General features: G+C 63.6%; 34 protein-coding genes and 1 tRNA gene. 4 read left to right on the top strand and 31 right to left on the bottom strand.

What is annotated here, in order from left to right; translation table 11 throughout:
* Position 1 precedes the first annotated feature (1 nt).
* From B0E49_RS17210 to B0E49_RS17200, 3 genes are read left to right on the top strand one after another with little or no spacing between them, the layout of a single operon-like run.
* Positions 2–1,192 (top strand): acyl-CoA dehydrogenase family protein, encoded by a 1,191-nt coding sequence (locus B0E49_RS17210; RefSeq protein ID WP_077563643.1) that lies wholly within the window; start codon positions 2–4, stop codon positions 1,190–1,192.
* A 3-nt stretch (positions 1,193–1,195) separates the two neighbouring features.
* Complete coding sequence (locus tag B0E49_RS17205) at positions 1,196–2,830, top strand: AMP-binding protein (protein ID WP_077563641.1); 1,635 nt, start codon at positions 1,196–1,198, stop codon at positions 2,828–2,830.
* A gap of 43 nt (positions 2,831–2,873) precedes the next feature.
* Positions 2,874–3,269 (top strand): RidA family protein, encoded by a 396-nt coding sequence (locus B0E49_RS17200; RefSeq protein ID WP_077563640.1) that lies wholly within the window; start codon positions 2,874–2,876, stop codon positions 3,267–3,269.
* Between the two features lie 7 nt (positions 3,270–3,276).
* Here B0E49_RS17200 and B0E49_RS17195 read toward each other — a convergent pair whose 3' ends face one another.
* The 24 genes from B0E49_RS17195 to glpK form a co-directional block, all read right to left on the bottom strand.
* A complete protein-coding gene (locus B0E49_RS17195; RefSeq protein ID WP_077563638.1) occupies positions 3,277–3,867 on the bottom strand; it encodes a TlpA disulfide reductase family protein in 591 nt (196 codons plus the stop codon).
* 85 nt (positions 3,868–3,952) lie between these two features.
* Positions 3,953–4,987 (bottom strand): hypothetical protein, encoded by a 1,035-nt coding sequence (locus B0E49_RS17190; protein ID WP_077563636.1) that lies wholly within the window; start codon positions 4,985–4,987, stop codon positions 3,953–3,955.
* Positions 4,988–5,117: 130 nt separating this feature from the next.
* Entirely contained in the window at positions 5,118–5,507 is a 390-nt protein-coding gene (locus B0E49_RS17185) for a DUF2946 family protein (protein ID WP_077563634.1), read from the bottom strand.
* A gap of 101 nt (positions 5,508–5,608) precedes the next feature.
* Positions 5,609–5,685, bottom strand: a tRNA-Met gene (locus B0E49_RS17180).
* 22 nt (positions 5,686–5,707) lie between these two features.
* Positions 5,708–6,100, bottom strand: a complete 393-nt coding sequence (gene rplQ / locus B0E49_RS17175; protein ID WP_077563632.1) for a 50S ribosomal protein L17 — start codon at positions 6,098–6,100, stop codon at positions 5,708–5,710.
* Between the two features lie 86 nt (positions 6,101–6,186).
* Positions 6,187–7,176 carry a DNA-directed RNA polymerase subunit alpha gene (locus tag B0E49_RS17170; protein WP_077563630.1) on the bottom strand — a complete coding sequence of 330 codons (990 nt, stop codon included), beginning with the start codon at positions 7,174–7,176 and terminating at the stop codon, positions 6,187–6,189.
* A 109-nt stretch (positions 7,177–7,285) separates the two neighbouring features.
* Positions 7,286–7,909, bottom strand: coding sequence for a 30S ribosomal protein S4 (gene rpsD, locus B0E49_RS17165; RefSeq protein WP_077563628.1), 624 nt, complete (start codon positions 7,907–7,909; stop codon positions 7,286–7,288).
* An 80-nt stretch (positions 7,910–7,989) separates the two neighbouring features.
* Entirely contained in the window at positions 7,990–8,394 is a 405-nt protein-coding gene (gene rpsK, locus B0E49_RS17160; RefSeq protein WP_077563626.1) for a 30S ribosomal protein S11, read from the bottom strand.
* A 19-nt stretch (positions 8,395–8,413) separates the two neighbouring features.
* Entirely contained in the window at positions 8,414–8,779 is a 366-nt protein-coding gene (gene rpsM, locus B0E49_RS17155) for a 30S ribosomal protein S13 (protein WP_077563625.1), read from the bottom strand.
* A gap of 23 nt (positions 8,780–8,802) precedes the next feature.
* The gene (gene rpmJ / locus B0E49_RS17150) at positions 8,803–8,916 is read right to left on the bottom strand and encodes a 50S ribosomal protein L36 (protein WP_077563623.1); all 114 of its coding nucleotides are present in this window, start codon (positions 8,914–8,916) and stop codon (positions 8,803–8,805) included.
* Between the two features lie 35 nt (positions 8,917–8,951).
* A complete protein-coding gene (gene infA / locus B0E49_RS17145; RefSeq protein ID WP_077563621.1) occupies positions 8,952–9,170 on the bottom strand; it encodes a translation initiation factor IF-1 in 219 nt (72 codons plus the stop codon).
* 5 nt (positions 9,171–9,175) lie between these two features.
* Entirely contained in the window at positions 9,176–10,495 is a 1,320-nt protein-coding gene (gene secY, locus B0E49_RS17140) for a preprotein translocase subunit SecY (protein WP_077563619.1), read from the bottom strand.
* A gap of 24 nt (positions 10,496–10,519) precedes the next feature.
* A complete protein-coding gene (gene rplO, locus B0E49_RS17135; RefSeq protein WP_077563617.1) occupies positions 10,520–10,951 on the bottom strand; it encodes a 50S ribosomal protein L15 in 432 nt (143 codons plus the stop codon).
* 11 nt (positions 10,952–10,962) lie between these two features.
* Positions 10,963–11,145 carry a 50S ribosomal protein L30 gene (rpmD, locus tag B0E49_RS17130; protein WP_077563615.1) on the bottom strand — a complete coding sequence of 61 codons (183 nt, stop codon included), beginning with the start codon at positions 11,143–11,145 and terminating at the stop codon, positions 10,963–10,965.
* 14 nt (positions 11,146–11,159) lie between these two features.
* Positions 11,160–11,690: a 30S ribosomal protein S5 gene (gene rpsE / locus B0E49_RS17125; protein WP_077563613.1), complete on the bottom strand. Its 531-nt coding sequence runs from the start codon at positions 11,688–11,690 to the stop codon at positions 11,160–11,162.
* Positions 11,691–11,707: 17 nt separating this feature from the next.
* Positions 11,708–12,073, bottom strand: a complete 366-nt coding sequence (gene rplR, locus B0E49_RS17120; protein WP_077563611.1) for a 50S ribosomal protein L18 — start codon at positions 12,071–12,073, stop codon at positions 11,708–11,710.
* A gap of 11 nt (positions 12,074–12,084) precedes the next feature.
* Positions 12,085–12,618, bottom strand: coding sequence for a 50S ribosomal protein L6 (rplF, locus tag B0E49_RS17115; protein ID WP_077563608.1), 534 nt, complete (start codon positions 12,616–12,618; stop codon positions 12,085–12,087).
* A 24-nt stretch (positions 12,619–12,642) separates the two neighbouring features.
* Positions 12,643–13,038, bottom strand: coding sequence for a 30S ribosomal protein S8 (rpsH, locus tag B0E49_RS17110; protein WP_077563607.1), 396 nt, complete (start codon positions 13,036–13,038; stop codon positions 12,643–12,645).
* Between the two features lie 19 nt (positions 13,039–13,057).
* Positions 13,058–13,363, bottom strand: coding sequence for a 30S ribosomal protein S14 (gene rpsN / locus B0E49_RS17105; protein ID WP_077563606.1), 306 nt, complete (start codon positions 13,361–13,363; stop codon positions 13,058–13,060).
* Between the two features lie 8 nt (positions 13,364–13,371).
* Entirely contained in the window at positions 13,372–13,911 is a 540-nt protein-coding gene (gene rplE, locus B0E49_RS17100) for a 50S ribosomal protein L5 (protein ID WP_077564180.1), read from the bottom strand.
* A gap of 2 nt (positions 13,912–13,913) precedes the next feature.
* On the bottom strand, positions 13,914–14,234 hold the full coding sequence (rplX, locus tag B0E49_RS17095) for a 50S ribosomal protein L24 (protein ID WP_077563604.1): 321 nt from the start codon (positions 14,232–14,234) through the stop codon (positions 13,914–13,916).
* A 9-nt stretch (positions 14,235–14,243) separates the two neighbouring features.
* Positions 14,244–14,612, bottom strand: coding sequence for a 50S ribosomal protein L14 (gene rplN, locus B0E49_RS17090; RefSeq protein ID WP_048438475.1), 369 nt, complete (start codon positions 14,610–14,612; stop codon positions 14,244–14,246).
* A 174-nt stretch (positions 14,613–14,786) separates the two neighbouring features.
* Positions 14,787–16,385 carry a glycerol-3-phosphate dehydrogenase/oxidase gene (locus tag B0E49_RS17085; RefSeq protein WP_077563603.1) on the bottom strand — a complete coding sequence of 533 codons (1,599 nt, stop codon included), beginning with the start codon at positions 16,383–16,385 and terminating at the stop codon, positions 14,787–14,789.
* A 31-nt stretch (positions 16,386–16,416) separates the two neighbouring features.
* Positions 16,417–17,991 (bottom strand): glycerol kinase GlpK, encoded by a 1,575-nt coding sequence (gene glpK / locus B0E49_RS17080; RefSeq protein WP_077563601.1) that lies wholly within the window; start codon positions 17,989–17,991, stop codon positions 16,417–16,419.
* Positions 17,992–18,116: 125 nt separating this feature from the next.
* Between glpK and proC the strand changes: the two genes are divergently transcribed.
* Positions 18,117–18,956, top strand: a complete 840-nt coding sequence (gene proC, locus B0E49_RS17075; protein ID WP_077563600.1) for a pyrroline-5-carboxylate reductase — start codon at positions 18,117–18,119, stop codon at positions 18,954–18,956.
* Here the strand turns inward: proC and ubiA are convergent, their stop codons facing one another.
* The 7 genes from ubiA to recG form a co-directional block, all read right to left on the bottom strand.
* Positions 18,957–19,847 carry a 4-hydroxybenzoate octaprenyltransferase gene (ubiA, locus tag B0E49_RS17070; protein ID WP_077563598.1) on the bottom strand — a complete coding sequence of 297 codons (891 nt, stop codon included), beginning with the start codon at positions 19,845–19,847 and terminating at the stop codon, positions 18,957–18,959. It abuts the gene before it with no gap.
* 13 nt (positions 19,848–19,860) lie between these two features.
* A complete protein-coding gene (locus B0E49_RS17065; protein WP_077563596.1) occupies positions 19,861–20,814 on the bottom strand; it encodes a LysR substrate-binding domain-containing protein in 954 nt (317 codons plus the stop codon).
* Between the two features lie 156 nt (positions 20,815–20,970).
* Entirely contained in the window at positions 20,971–21,291 is a 321-nt protein-coding gene (locus B0E49_RS17060) for a hypothetical protein (RefSeq protein ID WP_077563595.1), read from the bottom strand.
* Between the two features lie 97 nt (positions 21,292–21,388).
* Positions 21,389–21,796: a GNAT family N-acetyltransferase gene (locus B0E49_RS17055; RefSeq protein ID WP_077563593.1), complete on the bottom strand. Its 408-nt coding sequence runs from the start codon at positions 21,794–21,796 to the stop codon at positions 21,389–21,391.
* A 144-nt stretch (positions 21,797–21,940) separates the two neighbouring features.
* The gene (locus B0E49_RS17050) at positions 21,941–22,483 is read right to left on the bottom strand and encodes a nucleotidyltransferase family protein (RefSeq protein ID WP_077564178.1); all 543 of its coding nucleotides are present in this window, start codon (positions 22,481–22,483) and stop codon (positions 21,941–21,943) included.
* 71 nt (positions 22,484–22,554) lie between these two features.
* Positions 22,555–23,013, bottom strand: coding sequence for a cupin domain-containing protein (locus tag B0E49_RS17045; RefSeq protein ID WP_077564176.1), 459 nt, complete (start codon positions 23,011–23,013; stop codon positions 22,555–22,557).
* A 108-nt stretch (positions 23,014–23,121) separates the two neighbouring features.
* The gene (recG, locus tag B0E49_RS17040; protein ID WP_144264610.1) at positions 23,122–25,308 is read right to left on the bottom strand and encodes an ATP-dependent DNA helicase RecG; all 2,187 of its coding nucleotides are present in this window, start codon (positions 25,306–25,308) and stop codon (positions 23,122–23,124) included.
* Positions 25,309–25,361: the final 53 nt, after the last annotated feature.

Genomic DNA, 25,361 nt, shown 5'->3' with positions numbered 1-25,361 from the left:
GATGAGATCTCCCACACAACATTTGGCGCTGCCGTTTTTCGACGACGCGCACCGCGCGCTGGGCGAACGCCTGGCGGACTGGGCGCCGCAGCAGCGCGTGGACGAGTCGGACGACCGGCGCGCCTGCAAGGAGTGGGTCGCGCTGCTCGGCGCGCACGGCTGGCTGCGCTACTGCGTGCCGGCCAAGCACGGCGGCGCGCTGGAGCGGCTCGACTCGCGCGCGCTGGTGATCCTGCGCGAGACCCTGGCATTCCACTCGCCACTGGCCGACTTTGCCTTTGCCATGCAGGGCCTGGGCAGTGGCGCCATCACGCTGGCGGGCTCTCCGGCGCAGCAGGCAGCCTATCTGCCCGCGGTGGCCCGGGGCGACAAGATCGCCGCCTTTGCGCTGAGCGAGCCCGATGCCGGCTCCGACGCGGGCGCTATGAAAACAGAAGCTACTTGCGCAGACCCAACAAGGGCTGAAGGCGTATTTGACTCCTATATCTTGAACGGCACCAAGACCTGGATCAGCAACGGCGGTATCGCCGACTTCTACTGCGTCTTCGCCAAGACCGATGTTGCGGCCGGCACGCGCGGCATCACCGCCTTCATCGTCGATGCCGCCACCCCAGGGCTGGACACGTCGGAGCACATCGCCGTGATGGCGCCGCATCCGCTGGCCACGCTCAAGTTCGACCAGTGCACCATTCCCGCGAGCGCGCAACTCGGCGCCCTGAACGGCGGCTTCAAGCTCGCCATGCAAACGCTGGACATCTTCCGCGCGTCCGTGGCGGGCGCCGCGCTGGGTATGGCGCGGCGCGCGCTGTTTGAGGCCGTGTCGCACGCAAAACAACGCAAGATGTTCGGCCAGACGCTGGCCGACTTCCAGCTCACGCAGGCCAGGCTTGGCGAGATGGCGGCGCTGGTCGATGCGGCCGCGCTGCTGACCTACCGCGCCGCCTGGCTGCGCGACGAGGGCGAAAAGCGGGGTGGCGTGCGCGTCACGATGGAAGCCGCCATGGCCAAGATGACGGCGACCGAGAACGCCCAGCGCGTGATCGACATGGCGCTGCAGCTGCACGGCGGCCTGGGCGTGAAGGTCGGCGTCAAGGTGGAGAGTCTGTACCGCGACATCCGCTCGCTGCGTATCTACGAAGGCGCCACCGAGGTGCAGCAGCTGATCATTGGTAAATCTGTTTTACAGGGGTAAATCATGTCTGCTCATCTGACGCAAAGTGTCAGCGCTCAATCCGACCGCTTCGTGCATGACCAGTTGCCGCCACCGGCGCAGTGGCCCGAGCTGCGCTACGATCTGCCCGAGCTGCAGCTGCCCGACCGGCTCAACCTGGTGGAGGAGCTGCTGGACAAGGCGGCCGGCAAAAGCTGGGCGCACCGGCCCCTGCTGCGCTCGCCCCACATCACGTTCAGTTACGCCGACGTGCAGGGGCGCGTGGACCGCATTGCCCGTGTCCTGACCGAGGACCTGGGCCTGGTTCCGGGCAACCGTGTGTTGCTGCGCGGCGGCAACTCCATCGGCATGGCGCTGGCCTGGCTGGCGGTGGTCAAGGCCGGACTGATTGCGGTGGCGACCATGCCGCTGCTGCGCGCGAAGGAGCTGGGCGCCGTCATCGACAAGGCGCAGCCCAGCGTGGCGCTGTGCGATGCCAAACTGCTGGACGAACTGCAAATGGCACAGCAGCAGCATCCGGTGCTGCGCAGCATCGTGAAGTTCAATGCGCCCGGCGATCCGCAGGACCTGGGCGCGCTGTGCGCCGCGAAACCCGGTCATTTCGCGCCCTGCCCCACGGCCGCCGACGACATTGCCATCCTGGCCTTCACCTCGGGCACCACGGGCAAACCCAAGGCGGCCGTGCACACGCATCGCGACATCCTGGCGGCCTGCGAGGCGTGGCCGCGCCATGTGCTCAAGGCCAGCCCCGACGACATCGTGATGGGCTCGCCGCCGCTGGCCTTCACGTTCGGACTCGGCGGGCTGCTGGTGTTCCCGATGTGGGCCGGCGCTTCGGTGTATTTCCCGGATGTGGCCTACACCCCCGAAGGCATGGTCAAGCTCATCAACGAAGTAGGCGCCACCATCTGCTACACCGCACCGACGTTCTACCGGCAGATGGCGCCGTACGCCAAGCAGCATGGCCTGCCCAGGCTGCATACCTGCGCAAGCGCCGGCGAAGCCCTGCCGGACGCGACGCGCCAGCTCTGGAAGGACGCCACCGGCATCGAGATGCTGGACGGCATCGGTGCCACGGAGATGTTTCACATCTTCATCTCCAGCGCCGGAGACCAGGTGCGGCGTGGCGCCATCGGCAAGGTGGTGCCGGGCTATACCGCGAAGGTGGTGGACGACAACGGCCAGGAAGTGCCGCGCGGCACCATCGGCAAGCTGGCGGTAAAGGGCCCGACCGGCTGCAAATACATGGGCGACCCCCGCCAGGCCAACTACGTCCGGGACGGCTGGAACTACTCGGGCGACGCGTTCATGCAGGACGCCGATGGCTACTTCTTCTACCAGTCGCGCGACGACGACATGATCATCACGGCGGGCTATAACGTCGGCGGCCCCGAGGTGGAAGACGCGCTGCTCAAACATCCCGCGGTGGCCGAATGCGCGGTGATCGGCAAGCCCGACGCGGAGCGCGGCATGCGGGTCAAGGCCTTTTGTGTGCTCAAGCCCGGCCAGACAGGCAACGCTGCGCTGGTCAAGGCGCTGCAGGACCATGTCAAGGCCGAGATCGCGCCCTACAAGTACCCGCGCGAGATCGAGTTCGTGGCCAGCCTGCCGCGCACCGAGACCGGCAAGCTGCAGCGCTTCAAGCTGCGCCAGGCCTGAGCACCGGCCGGCGCCAGCGAGCCCCTACAAACGAGGAAATCCAATGAGAACCCTTTTACAGCCAGCGGGATGGACCGCGCCCAGGGGTTATGCCAACGGCATCGCCGCGCGCGGCACCCAGATTTTCGTGGGCGGCCAGATCGGCTGGAATGCGCAGCAGCAGTTCGAGTCGGACGACTTTATCGCCCAGACCGCGCAGACCCTGCGCAATATCGTGGCCGTGCTGAAAGAAGCGGGCGCCGGACCCGAGCACATGGTGCGCATGACCTGGTACGTCCTGGACCGGGTGGAATACAACAGCCGCCTGCCCGAGCTGGGCGCGGTCTATCGCGAGGTGCTGGGCCGCAACTTCCCGGCCATGACCTGCGTGCAGGTGGCCGCACTGATGGAAGCGCGCGCCAGGGTCGAGATCGAGGTGACGGCCGTGCTGCCGGATTGAAACCGGATCACCCGCTGCGCGCCAGCAGCGGGTCCACCACGCGCTGCAGCCGCTGCGCCGTCCACTCGGGCGGATCGGCATCCCAGCCGTTGTCGGCCAGCCGGCCGGCACGGTCGATGACGAAGCTCACCGGCAGGCGCCAGATACGCCCGTAAGCCGGGACCCAGGGACTCTCCAGTAGCCCCACCGGAAAACTCAGGCCTGCCGCGACCGTGCGCACCTTGGGCAGATTCTGGGCCTCGTCCAGGCTGAAACCCAGCACCTGCAGGCCTTGCGGCGCATGGCGCGTGGCGTAGGCCGAGAGCAGGGGCAGCTCCTCGCGGCAGGGCACGCACCAGGTCGCCCAGAAGGTGGCAATCACCACCTGCCCGAGCAGATCGCGCGTGGCGATGCTGCGCCCGTCCAGCGTGTGCAGTACCAGGGGCGGCGCCGGCTGGCCGGTCTTCAGATCGGCCGCGCGCGCCCGCGATGCGCACAAGCCGCCAGCGCCCACGATGCCGAGCACTGCCGCACCGCGCAGCAGGGCGCGGCGCTGCAGGTCCGCTGCCGGCTCTGACCGATGAACGGCGACACTTCGGATGTGAATCTGGCGAGTCATTTCAGGGGTGGGTGCGTGCAGATCATGATTGTCGCCGGAACCGCCGGCGCGCGCCCGGCGCGCCCCAAAACGGTGACGGAACGGGTCAGAATGCATGCGTGAGGCCAACCGTGGCCACCCAGCGCGGAAACAGCTGGTAGCCCGCGAGCTTGCTGTACACCGGCAGTTGCAGGAAGGCATAGAGATGCGTGTCTTTGGCGACAGCCACAGTGACGCCGGGGCTCAGGTAGGCCACCGTGCCCGCCGTGTCCGCGGTATCGGCCAGCGCGCCCTGGTCCTGGCTCTTGCGCGTGATGTTCATCTGCAGCTGCGGCACGATATCCGGGTTGGCCTCGTAGCGCAGGCCGAAACTCACGGTGGCCAGGTTCCCGGGCCGGTAGTCGGCACCGGCCTGATCGAGACGCTGCATCACCGCGGCCTGGAACTGGCCGTTCACGAAGGCGTCAAAATTCTGGCTCACCGGCTGGTAATAGTAGGCGCCCACGATCAGGTCGGTGCTGCCAGTGCCAGCCTGCAGGCTGGTGTCGAGGAGGCTGCCTGTGCCGGGGCCCGAGGTAAAGGAGACAGGGTCGCGCCCGACCGTGCCCGTGCCGGCGGCGTTGGGTCCGCCGTAGTTACCAGTGGGCAGTTTCACGCCGAGCTGAAATCCGAGGTTGTGCGTCGGCAGCAGGCCCTGGTAGCTGGTGATGAATTTGATGTCACCCAGGCTGGAGACGGTGGCGCCGCTGAGGTCGCCCGAACTGAGCGGATTGCTTGCGGAGCCGTACGTTGTGTGGCTGCGGTCAATGTACGGCACCATGAGCTTGAAATTCCAGTCCGCACTGGGCGCGTAGCCGAGGCCCAAGGTGACGTAACGGTTGATGGTGCCGTTCTCCACCTCCTGGTTGCCGCCGGCGTTGTTGATCGCCGCCACCTGCGCGGGGGAAATACTGCTCGAGCCCAGGCGCAGCTGGTTCTGGTTGAGGTAGTCGTATTGCAGGCTGACCATCCAGCCGGTGGAGGCCGAATAGCCCATGGCGGCATCGGAGGACAGGGAGCAGCCGCAGGTGGCGCAGGCAAAAACGGCGCTGGCGGGCACGGTGGCCAGCAGCGCGACAAGAATTGAATAATGTTTTTTCATGGGTATCTCGCAAGCGCGGGAGTTGTCACTCCTACGCGGAAAATTGGGGGTGATGGGGCTGCGGCAGCAGCCGGGCCGACTCTCCCGTTCGAGCCGAAGCGCAGCCGGGAGAGTATCTGTCGCGGGGGCGTCAGGAAAAGTCGGGCGGTGCGCGCGGGTTCTGCAGCGTCCAGCTCAGAACCGGGCGGGGCAGGCGCGGGACAGCGGCCAGCTGGGGCAGCCTGCCCAAGGGAACGGCAATGGCCAGGATGGTTGAAGGGACGGGAGCCCAGCCGATGTGACACAGGGCGCAGAGCGGGCAATCGCCGCCGGCGCTGCCGGAATCGTCCTGCTGCGGCGTTCCCGGAGCGCCCTGCAGATGGATCGATTGTTCGCCATGTGATGTGCAGATTTGCAGCCAGGACGACGCGGAAGGCAGCGCCAGACTAAGGGTCCGCAACGCGGCAGGCGCCAGCGTCAGCAACGCAATGGACGCCACGGCGAGCCATCTGGTCAGCGGATGCGTCACGCGTTTGAGCATACGAGGATTGTAGGATGGCCGACGGCGCGAAGGCCAGCCCCAAAAGCAAAACGTCCACTGAAAGTGGACGTTTTGCTATCAGCGATAGACCGCTGCTTTTTTGGTTGCGCGAGCAAGATTTGAACTTGCGACCTTTGGGTTATGAGCCCAACGAGCTACCAGGCTGCTCCATCGCGCGGTAAGAAGGCTATTATAACCTATTAAGCCTTCGCGGCGTCGGAGGAATCCATCTCGGCCGGACGGTCAACCAGTTCGACCAGGGCCATGGGGGCGTTGTCGCCCACGCGAAATCCCATTTTCAAAATACGGGTGTAGCCCCCGGGGCGCGCCTTGAAGCGCGGGCCGAGCTCGGCAAACAGCTTGACGACGCTATCGCGGTCACGCAGGCGGTCGAACGCCAGGCGCTTGTTGGCCAGCGTGGGCTCTTTGCTCAGGGTGATCATGGGCTCGACCACGCGGCGCAATTCCTTGGCCTTGGGCAGCGTGGTCTTGATGACCTCGTGCTCGATGAGCGAGTTCATCATGTTGCGCAGCATGGCGAGACGGTGCTCGCTGGTGCGGTTCAGTTTACGGAGTCCGTGTCCGTGGCGCATGGTGCTTTCCTTTCCTTATAAAACAGGCAGCCGTATCAGGTACTGCCCGGTGCACTGGCCCCCGCCATTGGGGGTCTCTCAAAAAATCAGCGTTTGTCCAGACCGGCCGGCGGCCAGCTTTCCAGCTTCATGCCGAGTGTCAAACCGCGCGAGGCCAGAACTTCCTTGATCTCGTTGAGCGATTTGCGGCCCAGATTCGGCGTCTTGAGCAGCTCGTTTTCGGTGCGCTGGATCAAATCGCCGATATAGTAAATGTTTTCGGCCTTCAGGCAGTTGGCGGAACGCACCGTCAGCTCCAGCTCGTCGACCGGACGCAGCAGGATCGGGTCGAACTGCTGTGAACTGCGCGGCGTCGGCGTGTCGAACATGGCCAGCTCACCGCCTTCGAGTTGCGCGAACACGGCCAGTTGTTCCACCAGGATCTTGGCCGAGGCGCGAACCGCATCTTCGGCCGAAATGGCGCCGTTGGTTTCAATTTCCACCACGAGCTTGTCGAGGTCCGTGCGCTGCTCGACGCGGGCGCTCTCCACGATGTAGCTGACGCGCTTGACCGGAGAAAATGACGCGTCCAGAACAATCCGGCCGATGGACTTTGCGGGCTCGTCGCCATACCGGCGCATGTTGCCCGGAACGTAGCCACGGCCTTTTTCAATCTTGATCTGCATGTCCAGCTTGCCGCCTTGCGACAGCGTGGCAATGACATGGTTCGGATTGATGATCTCGACATCGTGCGGAGTCTGGATGTCCGCTGCCGTCACGAGGCCTTCGCCATCTTTGCGCAGGCTCAGCGTGACTTCGTCGCGATTGTGCAGTTTGAATACCACACCCTTGAGGTTCAGCAGGATATTGACGACATCTTCCTGGACGCCATCGATGGAGGAGTACTCGTGAAGCACGCCGGCAATGGTGACTTCGGTCGCAGCGTGACCCACCATGGACGACAACAACACACGGCGCAGGGCGTTGCCCAGGGTGTGGCCATAGCCGCGCTCGAAAGGCTCCAGTGTGACTTTGGCCCGGTTGAGCCCGAGTTGCTCCACGTTGATTGTTTTTGGTTTTAGCAGATTGGTTTGCATGCAGACTTCCTCTCAATACCCCCGGCTCGTTACACCGGTAAGGCTGGTGAAGCGCCTGATTCGCGGCACCCGGCGAGTCAGGAACGAAAACGATTGAAAACTAATGCGATCAGCGTGAGTACAGCTCGACAATCAACGACTCGTTGACGTCGGCGGCGAACTCGTCGCGATCAGGTACCTTCTTGAAGGTGCCTTCGCCCTTGTCGGCGTTGACATCGACCCACGCGGGGATGCCCACCTGTTGCGCCAATTGAAGGGCTTCGACGACACGGTTCTGCTTCTTGGACTTGTCGCGCACTGCAACAACATCGCCAGTCTTGACCATGTACGACGGAATGTTCACCGACTGGCCGTTGACCGTGATGGCCTTGTGCGACACCAATTGGCGTGCTTCGGCGCGCGTGGAGCCGAAACCCATGCGATACACCACGTTGTCCAGACGGCATTCCAGCAGGAACAGCAGATTGGCGCCGGTATTTCCCTTGCGGCGATCCGCCTCTTCAAAGTAGCGGCGGAACTGGCGCTCCAGCACGCCATACATGCGCTTTACTTTTTGTTTTTCGCGCAATTGCAGGCCGTAGTCGGACGTACGGGCACCCGAGGTGCGTCCGTGCTGACCGGGCTTGGAGTCGAATTTCGCCTTGTCCCCGATGGCGCGGCGTGCGCTCTTGAGGAAAAGGTCCGTGCCTTCACGGCGGGAGAGTTTGGCCTTGGGGCCGAGATAGCGTGCCACTTGAACGTCCTTTATGTCATCTGCCGCAATGGATTGCGGGAGCCATCAAGCTGTCGCTGATGGCGGTGGGCTTGAAAAAATTAAATACGACGGCGTTTTTGCGGGCGGCAGCCGTTGTGCGGCACCGGCGTCACGTCGGCAATCGACGTGATGCGGATACCCAGCGCTGCGAGCGCACGAACCGAAGATTCACGGCCGGGGCCCGGACCCTTGATCTCTACATCAAGGTTCTTGATCCCCTGCTCAAGCGCAGCGCGTCCGGCCACTTCCGACGCCACCTGTGCGGCGAAAGGCGTGGACTTGCGCGAGCCCTTGAATCCCTGACCACCCGAGGACGCCCAGGAAAGGGCATTGCCTTGACGGTCAGTGATCGTGATGATGGTGTTGTTGAACGACGCGTGAACGTGTGCAACGCCGTCCGAAACATTCTTGCGGACTTTCTTGCGCACACGTTGTGCGGCGTTATTGGCGGGAGCCTTGGCCATAGTGATCTCTCAATCCCAATTATTTCTTCAATGCCGCTGCTGCTTTGCGCGGGCCCTTGCGAGTACGCGCATTCGTGCGCGTACGCTGACCGCGCATCGGCAAGCCACGACGGTGGCGGAAACCGCGATAGCAGCCAATGTCCATCAATCGCTTGATGTTCATGGTCGTTTCGCGGCGCAGATCGCCCTCGATGGTGAGTTGCGCGACCTGATCGCGGATCTTCTCAAGGTCGCCATCCGTCAGATCCTTGACCTTTTTGGAATAGGCGATCTCACAAGCTTCGCAAATCTTGCGAGCGCGGGTGCGACCAATGCCAAAAATGGCGGTCAAGCCGATTTCAGCGTGCTGATGCGGCGGAATATTAATGCCAGCGATACGTGCCATGTTCGTCCTCTAAAACTCTTTAATCAACCTTGGCGCTGCTTGTGCCGCGGATCGGTACAGATCACGCGAACCACGCCCCTGCGGCGGATAATTTTGCAGTTGCGGCAAATTTTTTTGACCGAAGCCGAAACTTTCATTTCATTCTCCTAAAACTTTTCCGTCCAGCCCCGGCCTATTTAGCCCGGAACACAATGCGAGCCCGCGATAAATCGTAGGGCGTCAACTCAACCGTGACCTTGTCCCCCGGCAGAATCCGGATGTAGTGCATCCGCATTTTTCCCGAGATGTGGCCCAACACGATATGGCCGTTTTCCAGCTTCACACGAAACGTTGCATTGGGCAGGTTTTCAACCACTTCCCCCTGCATCTGGATGACATCGTCTTTTGACATTCCGTTTAACCGCCCAGTGAAGTCTTGAAGTTCGCCTTCTTCAACAGCGACTCATACTGCTGGGACATCATGTAGTTCTGCACCTGGGCCATGAAGTCCATGGTGACCACCACAATAATCAGCAAGGATGTGCCGCCAAAGTAAAACGGCACGTTGTATTTCAATATCAGAAACTCTGGCAGAAGACACACGACGGTAATGTAGATCGCACCGACCAGCGTCAAGCGCACCAGGATCTTGTCGATATAGCGTGCCGATTGTTCGCCCGGCCGGATTCCGGGAATGAACGCGCCGCTTTTTTTCAGGTTGTCGGCTGTCTCGCGGCTGTTGAAGACCAGCGCGGTATAGAAGAAGCAGAAAAATATGATGGCCGCCGCATACAGCATGACGTAAATTGGTTGACCTGGCGTGAGTGCACTGGCAATGTTCTTGAGCCAGCGCATCGAATCGCCGGTGCTGAACCAGCTCACAGCGGTCGCAGGCAACAGGATGATGGAGGAAGCGAAGATCGGCGGAATGACGCCCGACATGTTCAGCTTCAGCGGCAGATGCGACGACTGCCCGCCGTAAACTTTGTTTCCCACCTGCCGACGCGCGTAATTCACGAGAATCTTGCGCTGGCCACGTTCAACAAACACAACGAAATAGGTTACCAACCCCACGATCACTACGATCAACAGGGCGACCAATATGCTCATGGCACCCGTGCTCACCAACTCTAGCAGGCTGCCAATGCCCCTGGGCAAGCCGGCGGCAATGCCGGCAAAAATCAACAACGATATCCCGTTGCCCAATCCACGTTCGGTGATTTGTTCGCCGAGCCACATCAAGAACATGGTGCCCGCCGTCAGACTGACCACGGCGGTCAGGCGAAATCCCAGGCCAGGGTCCATCACGAGGCCTGGAGAGCTCTCCAGCGCCACGGAAATCCCCAGCGACTGAAACAGGCCAAGCCCCAGCGTACCGTAGCGGGTGTACTGGGTAATCTTGCGCTGGCCCGATTCGCCCTCTTTTTTGATCTGCTCGAAAGTAGGGACCACATACGTCATCAATTGCATAATGATCGATGCCGAGATATACGGCATGATGCCGAGCGCAAACACGCTGAAGCGTGACAGCGCCCCACCCGAGAACATGTTGAACAGACTCAGGATGCCATTTTGCTGACCCTTGAACAACTGCTCGAGTTGATTCGGGTCAATACCAGGCACCGGGATATACGAGCCCACGCGATACACCACGAGCGCGAGCAGCAAAAAGACCAGACGGCGACGCAGGTCGCCGAATTTCCCGGTTTTTGCAATTTTTGCGCTGCTAGTTGCCACTGATGATCTCTTTCAAGCGTGAATTCAGGCGACGCTGCCGCCGGCCGCTTCGATCGCAGCCTTGGCACCCGCAGTGGCACCGATCCCGTTGAGCTTGACAGCCTTGTCGATCGAGCCCGACTTGATCACCTTGACCACCTTGATCAACTCACCCACGAGGCCCGCCTGCTTCAGGGACAGCAGGTCCACTTCGGCGGCGCCCAGGCGCTCGAGCGCGCCGAGAGTGATCTCGGCATTGAATTGCAAAAGCTGGGATTTGAAGCCGCGTTTCGGCAGGCGGCGTTGCAGCGGCATCTGGCCGCCTTCAAAGCCCACTTTGTGATAGCCACCGGCGCGCGACTTCTGACCCTTGTGGCCACGACCCGCGGTCTTGCCCAGGCCCGATCCAATCCCACGTCCGACACGCCGCTTGGCGTGCTTTGCGCCCTCTGCGGGCTTGATGCCATTGAGTTCCATCGTCTTGCCCTTCAGAGCACTTTGACCAGATAACTGATCTTGTTAATCATGCCGCGAACTTCGGGCGTGTCCTTCAACTCGCTCGTGCTGTTGACCTTGCGCAGACCCAGGCCGCGCACCGTGGCGCGGTGCGATTCCTTGCAACCGATCGGGCTGCGCACCAGCTGGACCTTGACTGTTTGTAGCGTTGTCATAGTGAAACTCCCGGTTAAGCGAAGAGTTCTTCGACGGTCTTGCCGCGCTTGGCCGCCACGTCCGACGCAGTGGTGGAGTGGGCGAGCGCATCCAGCGTGGCGCGAACCATGTTGTAGGGATTGGACGAGCCATGGCTCTTGGCCACGATGTCGGTGACACCCATGACCTCGAACACGGCGCGCATCGGGCCGCCCGCGATGATGCCGGTACCCTTGGGGGCTGGCGCCATCATCACGTTTGCGGCACCATGGTGGCCGTTCACCTTGTGGTGAATCGTGCCATTGCGCAGCGACACCTTGGTCAGGTTGCGGCGCGCTTCTTCCATGGCCTTTTGCACGGCAGCCGGCACTTCTTTTGACTTGCCCTTGCCCATGCCGACGCGGCCATCGCCATCGCCCACCACCGTCAACGCAGCAAAGCCGAGAATACGACCGCCCTTGACCACCTTGGTCACGCGGTTGATCGCGATCATCTTTTCGCGCAGGCCGTCTTCGGGGCCGTCGTTCTGACCCTTACCCTGCATTCTTGCTTGAACTTTAGCCATTTTTAATTCCGATCCGCTTAGAACTGCAAGCCGGCCGCGCGTGCCGCATCAGCCAACGCCTTGACGCGGCCGTGGTATGCAAACCCGGCCCGGTCAAAGGCTACTTTTTCAACACCAGCCGCCCTGGCCTTCTCGGCAATCAGCTTGCCGATGGTCTGGGCCGCGGCCGCATTGCCACCTTTGCCGGCGCCGCCGAGGGATTTGCGAACTTCGGCCTGTGCCGTCGATGCGGTCGCCAGAACCTTGGTGCCGTCGCCGGAAATGACGCTGGCATAGATATGCAGGTTGGTGCGGTTCACCGTCAAACGTGCCACGCCCTGGGCTGCAATACGAATCCGGGTCTGGCGGGACCGGCGAAGACGCTGCTCTTTTTTGGTCAACATGTTGCAGCTCCTTATTTCTTCTTGGTTTCTTTGATCGTGATCTTCTCATCCGCATAACGGATGCCCTTGCCCTTGTAGGGCTCGGGCGGACGAATCGCACGAATCTCGGCAGCCACCTGCCCGACGCGCTGACGGTCGGCACCCTTGATCACGATTTCCGTGGGAACCGGCGTCGCCACCGTAATACCGGCCGGCATATCCTTGTTCACCGGATGGGAAAAACCCACCGACAGGTTCAGCTTGGCGCCTTGCGCCTGGGCCTTGAAGCCAACGCCCACGAGACTGAGTTTCTTCTCGAAACCCTTGGTCACGCCAACCACCATGTTGTTCACGAGCTGGCGCATGGTGCCGCTCATGGCATTCGCTTCACGCGAGTCGTTCGCCGGGGCAAAACTCAGTTTGCCCGCGTCGCTTGCAATCTTGACCAGCGCGTTCTGTGCCAGCAGCAAAGTGCCGCCCGTGCCCTTGACACTGATCTGGTCTTCCTTGATCGACACATCCACACCTGCGGGGACGATCACCGGCATTTTTCCTACACGAGACATTTCAGTTTCTCCTCAATGCCGCGATTAAGCTACGTAGCACAGCACTTCGCCACCGATACCGGTCGCGCGCGCCTTGCGGTCCGTCATCACCCCTTGCGGCGTGGTGACAATCGCCACGCCCAGGCCATTCATGACCTGTGGAATGGCGTCGTGGCCCTTGTACACGCGCAGGCCAGGACGGCTGACGCGCTCGATACGCTCGATCACGGGGCGACCGGCGTAGTACTTCAGGGCGATTTCAAGTTCGCTCTTGCCGGCTTCGGTTTTCACCTGGAAGCCGTCGATGTAGCCTTCGTCTTTCAAGACCTGCGCAATGGCCACCTTCACCTTGGAAGAAGGCACCGACACGGTGACTTTGGCCACCATTTGTGCATTGCGGATGCGGGTCAGCAGATCGGCAATGGGATCACTCATGCTCATGTTTAATCTCCTGCCTTGCTTACCAGCTCGCCTTGACGATACCGGGGATATCGCCAGCGAAAGCCATTTCACGGATCTTGGCGCGAGCCAGACCGAATTGGCGGAATGTTCCACGCGGACGACCCGTGATCGCGCAGCGGTTGCGCTGGCGCGTCGGGTTCGCATTGCGCGGGAGTTTTTGCAGACCCAGACGGGCCGCCGCGCGCTCTTCATCGCTGCGCTTGGCGTCGTTGGAGATAGCCTTCAGTTCCGCGTGTTTTTTCGCGTACTTGGCGACCAGTTTGTCTCGCTTGAGCTCGCGCTCGATCAAAGCCATTTTAGCCACACGTCACCTCAGTTCTTGAACGGGAAACGGAAGCCCGCGAGCAGTGCCTTGCACTCTTCGTCGTTCTTGGCCGTCGTGGTGATGCTGATATTGAGACCGCGCAAGGCATCGACCTTGTCGTACTCGATCTCAGGGAAAATAATCTGCTCTTTAACGCCGATGTTGTAGTTGCCACGGCCGTCGAACGCGCGCCCGGAAATGCCGCGGAAGTCGCGCACGCGCGGCAGGGCCACGGTGACGAAACGGTCCAGGAACTCGTACATCTGCACGCCGCGCAGCGTGACCATGCAGCCGATGGCCTGGCCTTCGCGGATCTTGAAACCCGCGATCGCCTTCTTGGCCACGGTCACCACGGGCTTCTGGCCCGCAATCTTGGACAGGTCGCTGACCGCGCTGTCCATGACCTTCTTGTCGGAGACCGCCTCGCTCACGCCCATGTTGAGCGTGATCTTGGTCAGGCGCGGCACCTGCATGGGCGAGGTGTAGCCAAACTTGGCCATCAGCTCGGGGGCCACTTTTTCGCGGTAATGTTGTTGGAGTCGTGCCATGGTCATGCCACCTTGATTTCTTCGCCGCTGGACTTGTAAACGCGCACGCGTTTGCCATCGGCCTGCAGCTTGATGCCCACACGATCCGCCTTGCCCGTGGCGGCATTGAAAATGGCCACATTGGACTGGTGAATCGGCATTACTTTTTCAACAATGCCGCCTGTCGTTCCCTTGAGGGGATTGGGCTTGGTGTGTTTTTTCACCAGGTTGATGCCCTCGACCAGCAGATGGGAGTCATCCTTGCGCAGCGATACCGTGCCACGCTTGCCTTTATCGCGCCCCGTGAGCACGATGACCTGGTCGCCTTTGCGAATCTTGTTCATGGCGAGTCCTTACAGAACTTCAGGAGCCAGGGACACGATCTTCATGAACTTCTCGGTGCGCAGTTCACGCGTCACCGGGCCGAAGATGCGGGTGCCAATGGGCTCCAGCTTGTTGTTCAGCAACACAGCCGCGTTGCCATCGAATTTGACCAGGGAGCCGTCGCTGCGACGAATGCCCTTGGCCGTACGCACCACCACCGCGCTGTACACCTCGCCTTTTTTGACGCGGCCGCGCGGAGCAGCTTCTTTAATGCTCACCTTGATGATGTCGCCAACGCTGGCATAGCGACGCTTGGACCCGCCCAGCACCTTGATGCACAGGACGGATTTCGCGCCGGTATTGTCGGCAACTTCTAACCGTGATTCAGTCTGGATCATTTCAATATTCCCAACTTGCACCAGGGGGTCTTTGACAGCCAAAAACACCCCGATCAGTCTTGGGCCCGTCGTTCGCACCATGAACCACTCACGGCGCTTATGCTGGGCAGAAGCTTCGCCTTTTCAAGCGAAGCCTGCTATTATGCACGTCTTTTCAGGCGCCGTCAAACACGCTTAGTCGGGCAGATGCAAATAATGTTGCGCCAGCTCCGTAAACGCCCCGATCCGGGGGTCGATTCCCGTCTCCTGCGCCAGGATGGCGCCGACGGTTTGGGCCATGGAGCCGGCCAGCCGGGCATCCAGAAACAGCAGGCGCGAGCGCCGTGCCAGCACGTCTTCCACGACTCTCGCGTACTCATAACGGGCGGCAAAGCGCACCATGGCTTCGCTCAGGCCGCCGCCCAGCGGTACATCCGCACCGGGCAGGGACAGCACGGCGCCCTGCTCGCTGCCATAGGCGTGCAGCCCGGGCGGATCGCTGATGCTGGGGCGCTTCGTCCGGGCCACGCCGTCGCCGCCCACCAGCAGCAAGTCAGCAGTTACTCCCGATCTTTTCCTTGCCAGCAGGGAGGCGTCGAAACATTTTTCCAGCACATCTTCGGCCATGGCGCGGTACGTGGTCCATTTGCCGCCCGTCACCGTCACCAGGCCGCCGCGGCTCACCAGCACGGTGTGTTCGCGGCTCAGGCCCTTGGTGTTGTCGCCGTCGTCATCGGGCGGCTTGACCAGCGGGCGCAGGCCGACCCAGATGCTTTTCACGTCGGCGCGGGTCGGCGCCCGGCTCAGGTACCGGGCCGCCTCGCGCAGGATGAACTCGACCTCTTCCCTGAACGGCTCGGGCTCGCGCGCCAGGTCTTGGCGCGGCGTGTCGGTGGTGCCCAGAATGACCTGGCCCAGCCACGGCACGGCGAACAGCACGCGGCCATCGGCGGTCCGCGGCACCAGCAGCGCGTGGTCGCCCGGCAAAAACGCACGGTCCACCACGATGTGCACGCCCTGGCTGGGCGCCACCATGGGTTTGGCGAGGCGCCCGATCGCTTCGCCATCCTTCTGGCGCAGTTCGTCCACCCAGACGCCCGCGGCATTGATCACGCAGCGCGAGCGCAGCGTGTAGCGGCGCCCGGTCTCGCGGTCCTCGCAGGTCAGCCCTGCCACCTTGCCGTCCTCGTGGATGAGATCGGTCGCCGCGCAGTAGTTGACCAGCAAGGCGCCGCGCTGTGCCGCCGTGCGCGCCAGCGCCAGCGCCAGCCGCGCGTCGTCGAACTGGCCGTCCCAGTACATCACGCCGCCCTTGAGGCCGCGCGGCTGCGCCGTGGGCAGGTAGCGCAGGGTTTTCGCGCGGCTCAAAAATTCTGTCTTGCCCAGACCGGCCTGGCCGGCAAGCGCGTCATAGATCACCAGGCCGGCGCCATAAAACGGGGTTTCCCACAATTTGTAGGACGGCATCACGAACGGCAGCGGCGTGGCCAGGTGCGGAGCGTTGTGCAGCAGCCGGGTGCGTTCGTGCAGCGCCTCCCGCACCAGTGAAATATTGCCCTGCGCCAGGTAACGCACGCCGCCATGCACCAGCTTGGTGGCGCGCGACGATGTGCCCTTGGCGAAATCGTATGACTCGACCAGCACCACGCTGAAGCCACGCGCCGCGGCATCCAGCGCCACACCCAGCCCGGTGGCACCGCCGCCAATGACGGCCACATCGTATTGGTGCGGCTCGGCCAGGCGGGCCATCAGGTCTTCGCGCCGGGTGGCCAGGGGCGGGGGTGCAGCGGTCATGGGCGCGATTGTCCCTGCAGTCCGGGGTAATTCATTGGGCCCACGCCCTGGAGCGCGCCACCGCCTGGCGCCAGCGCGCCAGCTTGGCGGCGCGGTGTCCATCCGCCATGGCGGGCTCGAAGCGGCGCTCAACCGCCCACTGCGCGGTGATTTCGTCGGCGCCCGACCAGAACCCCGTGGCGAGTCCGGCCAGGTAGGCCGCGCCCAGCGCCGTGGTTTCGGTCACCTGCGGGCGCACCACGGGCACGCCCAGAAAATCGGCCTGCATCTGCATCAGCAGGTTGTTGCGGCAGGCGCCGCCGTCCACCCGCAGCTCCTTCAGCGCAAAGCCCGCGTCCCGGGCCATGGCACCGAACATGTCGGCGACCTGCAGCGCGATCGATTCAAGGGCGGCCCGCGCAATGTGGGCGCGGGTGGTGCCGCGCGTCATGCCGATGAGCGTGCCGCGCGCGTGGCCGTCCCAGTCGGGCGCGCCGAGTCCGGCGAAGGCTGGCACCAAATAGACATCGCCGGTGTCGGGCACGCTGGCGGCCAGCGCCTCCACCTCGTCGGCCGAGGCAATCATCTGCAAGCCGTCGCGCAGCCACTGGATCGTGGCGCCGGCCATGAAGACCGAGCCTTCCAGGGCGTAACACGCCCTGGAAGGCTTCGCCACGGCTTTACGCCCGCCCCCTCCCCAGCCCTCCCCCTCGCGGGGGAGGGGGCTCGACGGGCCACACCATGCCACGGTGGTCAGCAGCTGGTTGCGGCTGGGCACGGCGGCCGTGCCGGTGTTCATCAGCATGAAGCAGCCGGTGCCATAGGTATTTTTGGCCATGCCGGGCGCAAAGCAGGCCTGGCCGAAGGTGGCGGCCTGCTGGTCGCCCGCCACGCCGGCAATGCGGATCGGCGCACCGAACAGCGCGGCCTCGGTTTCGCCCAGCACCCCGCTCGACGGCAGCACCTGCGGCAGCACGCTGCGCGGAATATGCAGCAGCGCCAGCAACTCGTCGTCCCACTGGAGTGTGTGCAGGTTGAACAGCAGCGTGCGCGAGGCGTTGCTGGCGTCGGTGGCATGCACCCGCCCGCCGGTCAGGTTCCAGATCAGCCAGCTGTCGATGGTGCCAAACGCCAGCTCGCCGCGCTCGGCCCGGGCGCGGGCGCCGGGCACGTGGTCCAGCAGCCATTCGAGCTTGGTGCCCGAGAAGTAGGCGTCCAGCACGAGTCCGGTTTTTCGCAGGATCCGCTTTGCGTGGCCGAGCCCGCGCAGCTGGTCGCAACGCCCGGCCGTGCGCCGGTCCTGCCAGACGATGGCCGGCGCCACGGGCTGGCCTGTTTCGCGGTCCCACAGCACCGCGGTTTCGCGCTGGTTGGTGATGCCGATTGCTACGATATTAGGAGCGACTTGTGCATATCCCGATTGGGCTACCGCCATTTTCTTGATGCACTCGCGTGCCACGGCCAGTTGCGACGTCCAGATCTCCCGCGCGTCATGCTCGACCCAGCCGGGCTGCGGGAAATGCTGCTTGAACTCCTGTTGCGCCAGCGCCGCCACCTGGCCGGCCCGGTCGAACAAAATGGCCCGCGAACTGGTCGTGCCCTGGTCGAGTGCGAGGATATAGTCCATAAGGAGACGAGGGTAGCGCAAGGCCGGGCCGCCGCGCACTGGTGTTTGCCAGCAACGCCCCGTTCAACGGCGGCCCGATCCCGCCGATGTGATGGCGGCCCCGAACTTTTTTGGATGACACAGTTATGACCACCAGCACCTCCACCCCCGGCAGCGACCGCATCGCCTTCATCGGCGGCGGCAACATGGCCAGCGCCATCATCGGCGGCCTGATCAAGCAGGGCCTCGCGCCCGGCCAGATCGACGTGGTGGAACCATTTCCCGAGGCGCGCGACAAGCTGCGGGGCCAGTTCGGCCTGACGGCGCAGGCCGCGCCCACGGCAAAGCTCGAACAGGCCGCGCTGGTAGTCTGGGCCGTCAAGCCGCAGACCTTCAAGGAGGCCGCACTGCAGACGGCCCCCCATACCCAAAATGCCTTGCACCTGAGCGTGGCGGCCGGTATTCGCTCGGACAGCATCGCGCGCTGGCTCGGCACCGAGCGCGTGGTGCGCGCCATGCCCAACACACCCGCGCTGGTGGGCAAGGGCATGACGGCGCTGTTCGCGCGCGCCGCCGCCACCAGCGCGGACCGGCAGCAAGTCGAGCGCGTGCTGGCCCCGACCGGCGAGTGCCTGTGGGTCGAGCAGGAGGTGCAACTGGATGCCGTGACGGCGCTGTCGGGCTCGGGGCCGGCCTATGTGTTTTATTTCATCGAGGCCATGACGCAGGCCGGGGTTGACATGGGCCTGCCGCACGCACAGGCGCAGCAGCTGGCCGTTGGCACCTTTGTGGGCGCGTCCGAGCTGGCGCGTGCCGGGGGCGAGCCGCCCGAGGTGCTGCGCCAGCGCGTCACCTCCAAGGGCGGTACCACCTACGCCGCGATCACTTCGATGGAGCAGGACAAGGTGAAGACGCTGTTCATGCGCGCCATGCACGCGGCCCAGCAGCGCGCGCGCGAACTGGGCGACGAGTTCGGCGCGGATTGATCAGCGCAGTGCATAAGACAAGGCGATGCCAGCGAACATGGTCAAGCCGAGCCAGTGATTGAGCCGGAAGGCCTTGAAGCAGCCGTCGCGCGAGCGCGTGCGGATCAGCGTGTAGTGCCAGACGACCTGCACCAGCGCCAGTCCGATCGCTATATAAAAAATAGCGCCTAGCGAATACCCAGCAAGGGCTACAGCCCAAATAAGCATAAAAATCAGGTAACTCGTGGTGACCACCGGCACGTCGAGGCGCCCCAGCGTGATGGCCGAGGTCTTCATGCCGATCTTGAGATCGTCGTCGCGGTCCACCATGGCGTACTCGGTGTCGTACGCCAGCACCCAGAACAGGTTGCCCAGCAGCAGCACCCAGGCCAGTGGCGGCACCCGCGACTGCACGGCGGCAAAGGCCATCGGAATGCCAAAGCTGAAGGCCACGCCCAGGACCGCCTGCGGCATCGAGACAAAGCGCTTGGCATAGGGATAGACCAGCGTGATGGCGAGCGCGGCAAACGACCACAAGACCGTGACGGTGTTGGTGGTCAGCACCAGCGCGAAGGCCAGCAGCGCCAGCAGCGCGCCAAAGCCCAGCGCCTCTTTTACCGATATCGCGCCGGTGGTCACGGGCCGCTGCGCCGTGCGCTTGACGTGGCGGTCGAACTCGCGGTCGGCCACGTCGTTGATGCAGCAGCCGGCGCTGCGCATCAGGATGGTGCCCAGCGTGAACACCCCCAGCAAATGCCAGCCCGGGAAGCCGCCGGCCGCGATCCACAAGCCGCTCAGGGTCGGCCACAGCAGCAGCAGCCAGCCCGCGGGCCGGCTCCAGCGGATCAGGTCCAGGTACAGGCCGATCTTGCGGCGCAGCGGCGCCGGAGTGCCGGCTTGTGCAGGCGTCATGGTCGCACTCTCCTCAGGACAAACGTTTCACGCCCGGCAGTTCGCAGGCGTAGATGGCGTTGCGCAGCGCGGCGATGGCCTCGTAGCGCGTAAAGCTGCGGCGCCAGGCCAGCACCACGCGGCGCGTGGGCGGGTCGCCATCGAACGGCAGGTACTTGACGTAGGCCTGGTCAAGGTGCTTGCGTTTCGACCCGGGATGCAACGCCTCCTTCGGGATCGACAGGCGCGGCACCAGCGTCACGCCCATGCCGGACGCCACCATGTGCTTGATGGTCTCCAGCGACGAGCCCTCGAAGCTCTTGCGGATGCCCTCGGCATCGCTGGAGAAGCGCGCAAACTCGGGGCAGACCTCGAGCACGTGGTCGCGAAAGCAGTGGCCCGTGCCCAGCAGCAGCATGGTCTCCTTCTTGAGCGCTTCCGACGTGATGGTGCTTTGCGCGGCCAGCGGGTGGTTGTACGGCACGGCCGCGAAAAACGGCTCGTCGTACAGCGGCGCGATCGCCAGCCCGGTGTCGGGAAACGGCTCGGCCATGATGGCGCAGTCGATCTCGCCGGTGCGCAGCATCTCCAGCAGCTTCACCGTGAAATTCTCCTGCAGCATCAGCGGCATTTGCGGCGTGTGGGCGATGGCCTGGCGCACCAGGTCCGGCAACAGATAGGGGCCGATGGTGTAGATGATGCCCAGGCCCAGCGCGCCCGCCAGCGGGTCCTTGCCGCGCTTGGCGATCTCCTTGATGTTGGCGGCCTGCTCCAGCACGCTTTGCGCCTGGCGCACGATCTCCTCGCCCAGTGGCGTGACCGTGACCTCGGCGGCAGCGCGCTCGAACAGCTTGACCTCGAGCTCGTCCTCGAGCTTCTTGATGGCGACCGACAGCGTCGGCTGCGAGACATAGCAGGCCTCGGCGGCTTTGCCGAAGTGCTTTTCGCGGGCAACGGCCACGATGTATTTGAGTTCGGTCAAGGTCATGACGCTATTGTGCGTCCACCGGTGCGGGCCTGTCAGCGAAACAACTTTCTGAGAAACCGCTCAACCGCCATTTGAGAACTGACTACCGCTATGCGCCCGACATTGGTCTCGGCTCGAAAGCGGACACTGCACAGTAAGATTTGGTTGCTACGGGTCCTATAGAGGGCCGCCGAACTCATCATCTCGGTCCTTGGCTGCATTCATGGCGTCGAGTGTGAGGCCGCCGTTGTGCAAAGCGTCCATCAGGTAGCGTCCAAGCTCCTGCCACCCTGTCACCTTGCTATGGGCGCGAAGTTGCTGCTCGGCTTTGTCGTGGCATGCGCCCTTGTGAACCATGGTGACCGCTTGGGATTCACCCTCAGCACGAGGCGATTCGAAGACCGCTGCTCCGTGGCCGATGTCGTCGATCCAACTTCCGCACACGTCGCAACAGATGAGCGGAACTGTGCGGCCTTCCTTTCCCAGTACCTTGAACATTTCTTTGCCTTTTCAGTTGAGGATCACCGGATGAACGAATTTTCGCAGCTGGTCGGAAGGTCGGGTTTTGGTCGACAGCCGTACTCGACCTGTCTGCTCAATGTTCTGTCCCAGCGTAGACCCACATGGGCTCTGTCTTGCCAGCTCGCTCAAACCCAAGCGCCTTGTAGAACTCGACGGCTCCTCCATCAGCCGTAAGCATCAACTGGTGGAAACCGGAATATTTCTCGAGGAAGGCTTGCATCATCTTCCTGCCCACCCCTTTCCCGTGAAGCCGCGGAAGCACGAGCATGTGGGGGAAGTAGACAACCAGGTGTCCGTCCGAAATTGCGTTTCCTAACCCCACGAGTTCGCCGGAGACGCGCGCAGTGACAAGGGAGTGAGAGCCGCGCAGTGCGGCCATGAGTTGTGTCGGCTTTTCAGCCGAAGACCACTGGTTTGCGCGATACAGGCAGAGTACTTCCCCCTCTTGGACGCTGTCAGAAAGCGAAATGTCAACTTGCACAAATGTCTCCTTCTATTTATTGGATGTCACGGGTCATCAGGGTTGACATGCCTGACTATAGAGGCGAACGTTTGCGTAACGGTGACGCATAGCATCGAAACTGGAGCACCGTGGCAACCGTCAGGTATTGGCTGAACTCTGCCTTCAGCCGGCACTGATCGAAAGCATTGGCCACCGCTCGCCAAACCGTTTCGACTCCACGCGCTGCCGGTAGGTCGCAACGCTCGCTCTGCGCGGGTTATGCCGAACCCGGAGACCAAACAGGTCGTCGAGACCGTGTGGAGCAACAACGCCTATCGATTCATCGCAGTTCAGGTACACGCCGACGCAAGTGGCAAATTCCGGCCATGTCGCAACACCCTCTTCGAGGGAGACGAGAGATGGCACGACCTGCCCGAGGTTCGCGGCAAACCATTGATGCACGACAGCCTGATTCGTGACCTCCCAATGCAGTTCGGGCATGGCCGAGCGAAGTCGGTGTTCGAGATTGGCATCCCGCTCGGGATCGTCAATCCTGGCGTCGAAGTAAACGACATCCACGTCTTCGACGGCCGAAGGTTCTTTGAAGCCATGCAGGTGGTCCCATACCAACGACCGAACGGCACCCGCGCCGATACACCAAGAGCCAAGCCCAAGCGCACGGACAGCCCTCAGCGCGGACATCAGCCCGTCCGACGACTCCACCATCGCGACAAGTCTCTGCATGAGGTCTGGTTCAGGGCTTGGATTCATGCTTGGACGATGCATCTTGGGGGCGCTCAATCCACCCGGTGCGTATCATCCGCGGCCTGTGGCGGGGTCTTGATGGCGATGGCCTTGAAGCGGCCCGTGGTGGCCATCGAGCCGGCATGCACTGTGCCCTTGGGAATGATGATGAGGTCGCCGGGGCCGATCTGCTGCTGCTTGTCGCCGAGCCAGAAGGTGCCGCTGCCTTCGACGATGTACTGGATCTCGTCCGAGCCGCTGTGGTAGTGCTTGAAGACGTTGCCTGACTGCACCGCCACGGTGGCGCCGGGCCGGCTGACATAGGTGTGCGAACGCAAGTCCAGCCCCGGCAGCGGGGGGCCGATGTCGTTGTCGCTCAGCTGCGTCACGTGGATGATCATCGGCACCAGCGGCACGTCGGACTGGGCGGTGGCGGTGGGCACCCAGCGCGCGCTGAACAGTCCGGCCGAGAAGGCAGCCGCCACGGCCACCAGAAGAGATAAACGTCGCATGTGAATCTCCTTGTGTACGTTGAAATCTACGTTGGAACTGGCGCGCATCGGTGCGCGTGGTCATTATGAAACAGGGCCGGCGAGGTGTCGCCAGTGGTCGCCAGCGCCTCAGGCCTTGAGGTATTCCGCCCTGCCGCCCAGCCAGCGCTGCACGTGCTTGTCGGCCAGTTCGGGGTGCTGATCCAGCATCTGCGGCGCCAGATTCCGCGCCCAGTCCAGCAGGTCGGCATCGAGCGCGAGGTCGGCAAAGCGCAGCAGCGGCGCACCGGACTGGCGGGCGCCGAGGAATTCGCCCGGCCCGCGAATCTCCAGATCGCGCCGCGCAATTTCAAAGCCGTCGCTGGTCTCGACCATGGCCTTGAGGCGGGCCCTGGCGGTCTCCCCGAGGCGCGGCGCCTCGCCGGTGGAATACAGCAGCACGCAGGCCGACGCCGCCGCGCCGCGCCCGACGCGCCCGCGCAGCTGGTGCAGCTGCGACAGGCCAAAGCGCTCGGCGTGCTCGATCACCATCAGCGAGGCGTTGAGCACGTCCACGCCGACCTCGATCACGGTGGTGCTGACCAGCACGCCCATCTGGCCACCCGTGAACAGCGCCATCACCGCCCTTTTCTCGGCCACCGGCATGCGCGAATGCAGCAGGCCGACCATGGTGGCCTTGCCGCCGTTCATGCGCGCGCCGGCGAGCGCCTCGCTCAGCGCCGCGTGGGTCTGCGTGGCGTTGACCAGGTCGAGCGCTTCGCTCTCTTCGATCAGCGGGCAGACCCAGTAGACCTGCCGGCCCTGCGCCAACTGGGCGCGGATGCGCTCTATCACCTCGTCGCGGCGCGATTCGTGCACGAGCTTGGTGATGACGGGCGTGCGCCCCGGCGGCAGCTCGTCCAGGGTCGAGACCTCCAGGTCGGCGTAGTAGCTCATGGCCAGCGTGCGCGGGATCGGGGTGGCCGTCATCATCAGCAGATGAGGTTCGCGCTGCGGCTCTCCCTCCCCCGCGCGGGGGAGGGCCGGGGTGGGGGCGGGCACATGCACTGCGCCAGGCGCAGAGTTGGCCTTGCTGCGCAAGGCCAATCTCTGCGCCACGCCAAAGCGGTGCTGCTCGTCGATGATGGCCAGCGCGAGGCGCTTGAACACGACCTTGTCCTGGATCACCGCGTGGGTGCCGATCACCAGCGCCGCCTCGCCGCTCTCGATCAGCGCCAGCATCTCGCGCCGCTCTTTCGCTTTCTGGCTGCCGGTCAGCCAGGCGGTGCGCAGGCGCAGCGGCGCGAGCAGGGGCTCGAGCCAGCCGATCAGTTTGCGAAAGTGCTGCTCGGCCAGGATTTCGGTCGGCGCCATCAGCGCGCATTGCCAGCCCGCGTCGATGCAGATGGCGGCGGCCAGCGCAGCGACCACGGTCTTGCCGGAACCGACATCGCCCTGCAGCAGGCGGTGCATGGGAACGGCTTGGGCCAGGTCGCGCGCGATTTCCTCGCTCACGCGGTGCTGGGCGCGGGTCAGCGCAAACGGCAGCACGGCCAGCAGCTGTTCGTGCAGGCCGCCGCGCTGCGGGCGCAGCGCCGGCGCGCGCAAATGCTCGCGCGCGCGCTTGGCCTGCAATTGCGACAACTGCTGCGCCAGCAACTCCTCGGCCTTGAGTCGCTGCCAGGCCGGGTGGCTGTGGTCTTCCAGCGTGGCCAACGCGACGTCGGGCGTGGGGTGGTGCAAAAACGATAGCGACTCTCGCAGGCTCCATAAGGGCTTTGGGCCGATTTCGCTTAAATTTTCGCATGAGCCCGGCAACGCCGGCGCGGGCAGCGTATCCGACAGGTCCGCATGCGCCAGCCCGCCCAGCACGGCCTTGCGCAAATACGCCTGCGGCAGGCCGGCCACGGTGGGATAGACCGGCGTCAGCGCCGTGGGCAGTTCGCCGCCGGCCGCGCGGAACGAGGGGTGCATCATCGTCAGCCCCCCAAAGCCGCCGCGGACCTCGCCGCGCACACGAATGCGCGCGCCCACCGCCAGCGCTTTTTGCTGTGACGGATAAAAGTTGAAAAAGCGCAGCAGGCAGGTGTCGGAGCCGTCATCGACCGTCACCAGCAGCTGGCGGCGCGGGCGAAAGCTGACCTCGCAGGCTGTGACGGTCGCCTCGATCTGCAGCGTGTCGCCCTCGCGCGCGTCGGCCAGCCGCGCGATGCGGGTTTCGTCCTCGTAGCGCAGCGGCAGGTGCAGCGCCAGGTCGATGTCGCGCCGCAAACCCAGCTTGAGCAGGGCTTTTTGAGCCGGGCTCGTGGTCGGTTGGGCGGACGGCGCGTCTAGCATGGGACAATTCTGCCTGCACTTCTGCCCCATTTTTTACTTGGCACGGGTTCGTC

Origin of the sequence: Polaromonas sp. C04 (assembly GCF_002002705.1) — a bacterium.
Classification (GTDB): domain Bacteria; phylum Pseudomonadota; class Gammaproteobacteria; order Burkholderiales; family Burkholderiaceae_C; genus Rhodoferax_A.
This window is presented reverse-complemented; position numbering and strand designations above follow the sequence as displayed.